The sequence below is a fragment of the Streptomyces sp. NPDC005374 genome (assembly GCF_042872225.1).
Lineage (GTDB): Bacteria > Actinomycetota > Actinomycetes > Streptomycetales > Streptomycetaceae > Streptomyces.
In genome coordinates this window covers 72,975-79,876 of the sequence record NZ_JBIAKA010000030.1, presented here as the reverse complement: position 1 = coordinate 79,876, position 6,902 = coordinate 72,975, and the positions used below count along the sequence as shown (strand labels likewise).

The 6,902-nt window shown below is 67.6% G+C and carries 7 protein-coding genes; 4 read left to right on the top strand and 3 right to left on the bottom strand.

All coding sequences use genetic code 11. The features are described 5' to 3' along the window. Window positions 1-117: 117 nt before the first annotated feature. Both ACFYRX_RS45155 and ACFYRX_RS45150 read right to left on the bottom strand, forming a co-directional pair. Complete coding sequence (locus tag ACFYRX_RS45155; RefSeq protein ID WP_389113055.1) at window positions 118-678, bottom strand: flavin reductase family protein; 561 nt, start codon at window positions 676-678, stop codon at window positions 118-120. Window positions 679-695: 17 nt separating this feature from the next. Then, complete coding sequence (locus ACFYRX_RS45150; protein ID WP_389113053.1) at window positions 696-1,526, bottom strand: BTAD domain-containing putative transcriptional regulator; 831 nt, start codon at window positions 1,524-1,526, stop codon at window positions 696-698. A gap of 295 nt (window positions 1,527-1,821) precedes the next feature. Between ACFYRX_RS45150 and ACFYRX_RS45145 the strand changes: the two genes are divergently transcribed. After that, window positions 1,822-3,153 carry a cation:proton antiporter gene (locus tag ACFYRX_RS45145; RefSeq protein ID WP_389113052.1) on the top strand — a complete coding sequence of 444 codons (1,332 nt, stop codon included), beginning with the start codon at window positions 1,822-1,824 and terminating at the stop codon, window positions 3,151-3,153. An 88-nt stretch (window positions 3,154-3,241) separates the two neighbouring features. On the opposite strand, the gene ACFYRX_RS45140 is transcribed toward ACFYRX_RS45145, so the two are convergent. Beyond that, entirely contained in the window at window positions 3,242-3,856 is a 615-nt protein-coding gene (locus tag ACFYRX_RS45140) for a TetR/AcrR family transcriptional regulator (protein WP_389113062.1), read from the bottom strand. A 198-nt stretch (window positions 3,857-4,054) separates the two neighbouring features. Between ACFYRX_RS45140 and ACFYRX_RS45135 the strand changes: the two genes are divergently transcribed. The 3 genes from ACFYRX_RS45135 (at window position 4,055) to ACFYRX_RS45125 (ending at window position 6,877) form a co-directional block, all read left to right on the top strand. Continuing rightward, window positions 4,055-5,062, top strand: a complete 1,008-nt coding sequence (locus ACFYRX_RS45135; protein WP_389113050.1) for an ATP-binding cassette domain-containing protein — start codon at window positions 4,055-4,057, stop codon at window positions 5,060-5,062. A gap of 35 nt (window positions 5,063-5,097) precedes the next feature. Continuing rightward, complete coding sequence (locus ACFYRX_RS45130; protein WP_389113048.1) at window positions 5,098-5,952, top strand: ABC transporter permease; 855 nt, start codon at window positions 5,098-5,100, stop codon at window positions 5,950-5,952. Window positions 5,953-6,220: 268 nt separating this feature from the next. Further along, complete coding sequence (locus ACFYRX_RS45125) at window positions 6,221-6,877, top strand: LuxR C-terminal-related transcriptional regulator (RefSeq protein WP_389113047.1); 657 nt, start codon at window positions 6,221-6,223, stop codon at window positions 6,875-6,877. The last annotated feature ends 25 nt before the right edge of the window (window positions 6,878-6,902 follow it).

The following is a 6,902-nucleotide window of genomic DNA, read 5'->3' as shown; positions in this document are numbered from 1 at the left end:
GCTTGGGGGGGCCGCCCGCCCCCCGTGGCGCCCCCCAACCCCGTCCCGCCCCGGGGGGGGGGGGGGGCCCCCCCCCCCCCCCCCGGGGCCCCCCACACCGCACCCGCGTCGGGGGAGTCATCCCTCGGTCGCCAGGGTGAGGCCCGAGCCCAGTGCGTCGTGGCCCGGCCAACCGGCGTACTCGCGGCGCCAGTACATGAGGGGTCCGCGGGTCTGGAGGGCGTCCCCGCCGACGATCGTGCCGATGACCACGGTGTGGTCGCCCGCCGTGATGGCCGAGTCCAGCCGGCACTCCGCGTAGGCGACGGTGTCGTCCGGCAGCCAGGGCAGGCCCAGCGCCTCGGCCGGCTGCCAGGCGACGGAGGCGAAGCGGTCCTCGGCCCGGGACGCGAAGTGGGAGGAGACCCACTCGCGGTTGGCGCGCAGCACGTTGACCGCGAACGCTCCGGTGCCCAGCATCTCCCGCAGCACCCGGCTTCGGGAGTTCACGCAGACCAGCAGGAGGGGTGGATCCTGCGACACGCTGCACGCGGCGCTGCACGTGAAGCCGCAGGGATCGCCCTGGGAGCCGAGCGTGGTGACGACGGTCACGCCGGTCGGCAGCGCGCCCATGATGGCGCGGAACGTCTCCGGTTCGACGGGAGGTGTGCCGGACGCGGGAGGGGTGGGCAGCGACATGGACCTCTCCTTCACGGCTAGTGCACGGGGGCGGACGCGCGGCCGACGACGCCTCGCGGGGGCACGGGCAGTCGTCGGTGGGAGCTGCGCGCACGGGAGTCGGCGGCGAGGATCTCCTGGTGCAGTTGCCACAGTTCGGCCGACGGTTCCAGGCCGAGCTCGCGGCGCAGCAGCTCGCGTACGTTCTGGTAGGCGTGCAGCGCCTCGCTGCGGCGTCCCGCCTTGTTCAGCGCCACGATGAGCTGGCCGTGGAACCACTCGTTGAGCGGGTGGACGGTCACCAGCGAGCGGAGATCGGCGATCATTTCGCGGTAGTTCCCTAGCTTCATTTCCGCCGAAACCCGCAATTCCAGAGCGGCAATATGACGCTCCTCCAGGTTCACCAGATATCCGCGCAGCACGTTTCCGCAGTCCACTCCGGCCAGTGGCGTACCCGTCCACAGCGCAAGTGCTTCTTTTGCGTACTGGGCCGTCGCCCGGAAATCCTGGGCTGTTGCCGACACCTTGGCGCGAGCGATGAGCGTGTCGAACTGCTTGATGTCGACCTCGTGGTCCGCGACGCTCAGGACATAACCGGGTGCCGCCGTCCTGACGATCTCCTCCGCCTTCTCCGGTCCTACCACTCGCGTCAGTGACCTGCGGAGATGGTAGATGTACGTCTGGGTCGTGGTGATGGCGGTCTGCGGTGACTGGTCACCCCACAACTCCTCGATCAACGTGTCGAGACTGACGACCTGGTTGGCTCTGAGGAGCAGCAGGGCTAATACCTTCTTGACTTTCGGGGCGTGCGGCGTGCATAGCTGGCGATCGTGAATCACTTCCAGTGGACCGAGCAGTCTGAATTCCATTTATCTGTCCCTTCCGGAGTAATAAGACGGGTTCTGGATTACCGCTGGCCTGAACTTTATGTGCCGGAGAGGTTGTGGGCAACGGGGCCTTCTGAAGGTTGCCTTACTTGAACCAGTAGGACCCGGTGCCGATGTAACTTTCGATGTAGTCGGACCCGGCGGGGCGCGCCCTATGCGGCAGTTGTCCGCCTTGGGCTCTGGCGGAAACTTTCTCTGCTGTCACTCGAACGACTCTCCGATCGGCGATGCCACGGTGTTCGCTCCTTACGCGACCCTTCCTGTGCAGAGGAGTGCCATGCCGATCGCTTCGCCGGTGGCCCCGATCCCGGCTCATTCACTGCTCGTCTTCCTCCTCCAGGTCGGCCTGCTGCTGCTCCTGGCGCTCCTGTTCGGCCGGCTGGCGACCCGCTGCGGACTGCCCGCCGTGATGGGGGAGTTGTGCGTGGGCGTGGTCCTCGGACCCTCGGTGCTCACCCATGTCGCCGGGGACCTCTCCCACTGGCTGCTGCCCCAGCAGCCGGAGCAGTTCCACCTGCTGGACGCGGTGGGACAGTTGGGGGTGCTGCTCCTGGTCGGGGTCACCGGCATGGAGCTCGATCTCGGCCTTGTGCGCCGCAGGGGGCGTACCGCACTGGGCGTCAGTCTCTTCGGGCTGGTCGTCCCGCTCGGTCTGGGTGTGCTGGCCGGCTGGTACGTACCGGAGTCGTTCCTCGGTGAGGCGGTGACGGAGCGCCATGTGTTCGCGCTCTTCCTGGGCGTGGCCATGTGCGTCAGCGCGATACCGGTCATCACCAAGACGCTGGCCGACATGAACCTCCTGCACCGCAACGTCGGTCAACTGACCCTGGCGGCGGGCATGATCGACGACATCGTCGGCTGGCTCCTGCTGTCGGTCGTCTCCGCCATGGCCACCACCGGTGTGCACGCGTCGACCGTCGCGAGCTCGCTGATGTGGCTCGGGGTGGTCGTCCTCGTGGCGGCGACGGTGGGGCCCCGGCTGCTGCGGACGGCGCTGCGGGCGTCCGGTCGCGCCCCCGGATCCGGGGCGCCGGTCGCGTTGGCGGTCGCCGCGGTGCTGCTGTGCAGTGCCGCGACCCAGTCGATGGGCCTGGAAGCGGTGTTCGGCGCCTTCGTGGCCGGCATCATGCTGCGCCGGTCGGGCGGGATCGAGCTGTCCAGGCTGGCCCCGATGCGCGCCTTCGTGATGAGTGTGCTCGCGCCGCTGTTCTTCGCCACCGCGGGGCTGCGGGTGGACCTCACCGCGCTGCGGCGTCCGGAGGTACTCGGCGTGGCCCTGATCGTCCTCGTGCTGGCCGTGCTCGGGAAGTTCGTCGGCGCGTTCGTGGGGGCCAGGTTCAGCAGGCTCAGCCGCTGGGAGGCGCTCGCGGTCGGTGCCGGCATGAACGCGCGGGGCGTCATCGAGATCGTGGTGGCCTCGGTGGGGCTGCGACTGGGCGTCCTGACGTCCGAGTCCTACACGATCGTGGTGCTGGTGGCGGTGATCACCTCGATGATGGCACCGCCGATCCTCCGGTTCGCCACCCGGCGGATCGAGTACACGGCGGAGGAGGCCCTGCGTGCCCGGGTCGCCGCCCAGGCCCGGGGGGAACAGCTGGACGTGGTCTGACAGCCGCGGGCAACGGCGGGGGCAGCGCATCGGCAGGGTTCCCGCGCCGATGCGCCGTCCGCGTGCGCGTCCTTGCGCGGGCCGCCGGTCAGCCGCTCAGCAGGGTGGAGACGGTGGTGCGGATGTGCTCGCGCAGCACGTCGGTGCTCAGGTCCTCGTAGAAGGACGTGTACATCACGAGCGGGCCCATCATGGCGCCGAACGCGCAGCCCAGCCGGATCCGGTCGGAGGGCGGCAGCGACGCGTCGGCGAAGAGCGCGGCGAGCGGCTCGCCCTGGGCCTCGATCCGGGGTCCCAGCACCGGGTCGTCGGCGAACAGCTTCTGGAACGCGTCGTCGTTGCGGTCCCACACCATGAAGAGCCGGCGATGGGTCAGGGCGATCTCGATGATCTGGTCGAAGGCGCGCTGCCATGCCTCGGCGTCCTTGCCCGCCACGGTGAGCCGGTCGGCGATGCCGCCGTTCACCTCCATGATCTGCTCCACGATGGCGCGGGCGATGTCCTCCTTGGTGCGGAAGTGGTAGTAGATCGCCGCCTTGCTCACGCTGAGCCGCTCGGCGATCTCCCGCAGGGACGTGCCGCCGTACCCCTGGGTCGTGAAGAGGTCTGTGGCCACCGCGAGCAGCCGATCGCGGGTGTTGCCCGAACCGGAGGATCCGGCGTCCTTCTTGCTGGCCTGGTCCTTTGCTGATGGCGCGACCATGACGTCCGACCTCTCCTTGACGATTGGCAAGTGAGTCCCTTACCGTTTGGCAAGTGGCCACTAGCCGGTGAGCATAATTCAGGCTTGCCGACGGGATCAATTATGGATGCACACTAGCAATCCGGGATCCATGCGCGGTCTCAAGGCCCCGCACAGCGGTCGCACCACCCCTGACTCCGACCCGATGAGGAGAAATCCGTGTCTGTCTCTCCTGGAGGCGACATCGCCATCAGCGTTCGAGGACTCGTCAAGCGCTTCGGCGACTACGAGGCCCTCAAGGGCGTCGACCTCGAAGTGCCCGCGGGTTCGGTCGTCGGGGTGCTGGGGCCCAACGGTGCGGGCAAGACGACGACCGTGCGGGTGCTCGCGACCCTGCTCAAGCCGGACGGCGGCCAGGTGCGCGTGGGCGGCCACGACGTGAGCAAGGACCCCGCGTCCGTCCGCCGGGCCATCGGACTGACCGGGCAGTACGCGGCCCTCGACGAGTTCCAGGGCGGGCGGGACAACCTGGTCATGATCGGACGCCTGGCCGGCCTGCGGCGACGCGCGGCCCACGAGCGGGCCGAGGAGCTGCTGGCGGAGTTCGACCTCGTGGAGGCGGCGGGCCGCCCCGTCAAGGGCTACTCCGGCGGTATGCGGCGCCGGCTCGATCTGGCCGCCAGTCTCGTGGCCCGCCCGCGCATCCTCTTCCTCGACGAACCCACCACCGGTCTGGACCCGCGCAGCCGCAACGTGATGTGGGACGTCATCCGCGACCTGGTGGCCGACGGCACGACGCTGTTCCTGACCACGCAGTACCTGGAGGAGGCCGACCAGCTGGCGGACCAGATCGTGGTCATCGACCGCGGCCGGGCCATCGCCAAGGGGACGCCCCGTGAACTCAAGTCCATCCTGGGCGGCGCCCAGTTGGAGGTCGTCGTCTCGGCCGGCGGTGATCTCGCCACGGCCGCTCTGGTGCTCGGCGGCTTCGGTACCGGCCCGGCCACCATCGACCCCGAGACGCGCCATGTGCAGGTGCCCGTGACCGCGCGTGCCCGCTTGGCGACGGACGTGGTCCGGTCCCTGCTGAGGTCGGGGATCGAACTGGACGACTGCTCGGTCCGGCGCCCGTCGCTGGACGACGTCTTCCTGGCTCTCACCGGTCACTCGGCCCTCGCTCAGGACGAACCGGCCAGCGAGGACGACGTCGTGGCCGCGGCCGGCTGACCAGGCCCCCGTATTTCTGTATTGGAGAACACGAGATGACCACCCTCACGGCTTCCCCCGGCCGCCTCGATGCGGGCCCCGGCACGATCGGCAAGGTGCGCCAGGTGATCGGCGACACCCTGGTGCTCGCCCGCCGCAACCTCGCCCGGACGCTCAGCGAACCCGAGTCCCTGATCGACGTGACACTGACCCCGGTCGTGTTCACCCTGCTCTTCGCCTACGTCGTGGGCGGCGCCATCGCGCTGCCCAACGGGGTGAGTTACCACGACTACCTGATCCCGGGCATGTTCGCGATGACCATGGCCTCGGCGTCGACCGGCACCGCGACCGCGGTCAACCACGACATGTCCAACGGGATCATCGACCGCTTCCGGTCGCTGCCGATGTCCCGGGCCGGCGTCCTGGCCGGACAGAGTCTCGCGGACCTGCTGACCACGATCATCGCCGTGATCGTCCTGGCCGCGACCGGGCTCGCCATCGGCTGGCGCATCCACACCGACTTCGCGCACGCCGTGGAGGGGTTCGCCCTCATCCTGCTCTTCGCCTACGCCCTCAACTGGGGGATGGCCTGCCTCGGCATGGTCTTCCGCAGCGCGGAGGGCGTCCAGCAGTTCGGGGTGCTGATGATGCTCGGACTGACCTTCGTGTCGAGCGCCTTCGTCCCCACCTCGGGGATGCCGGCGTGGCTGCGGGTGGTGGCGAACTGGAATCCGCTGAGCTCGCTCTCCGCCGCCATCAGGAACCTCTTCGGCAATCCGAATCCCGCGAGCAGTGTGCATGCCTGGCCGCTCCAGCACCCGGTACTCGCAACAACCCTCTACTCGGTCGTACTGATCGTGGTCTTCGCTCCGCTGGCCGTTCGGCTCTACCGTACCCGCACCGGAAAGTAGTAAATTCTGCGCGTCGCAGACCCCCACATTTCTGTGGGGGTCTGCGACGCATTCCTCGGCCGTATACGCGGCAGGTGCGGAGGGTTGAATTCCGCATTATCGAACCAGTTTCAAACTTCTACCATTACTGAATCTTTACCTGATTGGTGCCCTGGTTGAGATACAGTGCATCGAAGGAATGTACTGAAAGTCTTCTTGCGTTGATGCTCTGTTCGATTGGCCCAGTGTGCTGTCGTGGCTAAAATCGTACTAACGGGGGGTTCGACGGATGGTGTCGAGACAGATCAAGATCCTTCTTGTTGATCACCAGACGCTTCTCAGGGAGTCCCTGGGATCCATGCTGGGTGCGGAGCGGGATCTGACCGTCGTCGGATGCGTCGTGGGAGGCGCGGAGGCGGTCGATCTGGCGGTCACGGTCCAGCCTGATGTGGTCATCGTCGACGCGGACCGGCCCGAGGGGGTCATGGAGACCTTCATGCAGCTCCGGGTGGCCGCCCGTGACTCCCGGTTCCTGGTGCTGAGTTCGCACGACCAGCCGGCCCTGCTGCAGGAATTGCTCGCGCTGGGCATCAGTGGATATCTGACGAAAAGCGTCACGGTTCTGGAGCTGGTCACCGCCATACGGACCGTGGCCGCACGCGATGGCCGTGTGGTGCTCTCGGTGGCCCGCTCCAGTATCGAGCGCATTAGTCGTCCGGATGACGAGACTTCCCTCTCCCGCCGGGAGAAGGAAATTCTGACGCGTATTGCCGACGGATTGAGCAATGGGCAGATAGCCCGGCGCCTCTCCATTTCGGAGGGAACTGTGAAACGGCATGTGCACAGTATTTTCGTGAAACTAGGGGCCGTTTCCCGAATTGACGCGGTCAATAAGTACTCCGCTTTGCGGGAGGGCTGGGTGGCCGTGTACGAGTCGGTTTCCTGACCCGGTCCTCGCATGCTGAAAGGGA

Bases quoted from the DNA above. Each gene is read 5' to 3' on its own strand.
- ACFYRX_RS45125 (WP_389113047.1), top strand. From the start codon at position 6,221: ATGGTGTCGAGACAGATCAAGATCCTTCTTGTTGATCACCAGACGCTT.
- ACFYRX_RS45150 (WP_389113053.1), bottom strand. From the start codon at position 1,526: ATGGAATTCAGACTGCTCGGTCCACTGGAAGTGATTCACGATCGCCAG.
- ACFYRX_RS45145 (WP_389113052.1), top strand. From the start codon at position 1,822: ATGCCGATCGCTTCGCCGGTGGCCCCGATCCCGGCTCATTCACTGCTC.
- ACFYRX_RS45155 (WP_389113055.1), bottom strand. From the start codon at position 678: ATGTCGCTGCCCACCCCTCCCGCGTCCGGCACACCTCCCGTCGAACCG.
- ACFYRX_RS45130 (WP_389113048.1), top strand. From the start codon at position 5,098: ATGACCACCCTCACGGCTTCCCCCGGCCGCCTCGATGCGGGCCCCGGC.
- ACFYRX_RS45140 (WP_389113062.1), bottom strand. From the start codon at position 3,856: ATGGTCGCGCCATCAGCAAAGGACCAGGCCAGCAAGAAGGACGCCGGA.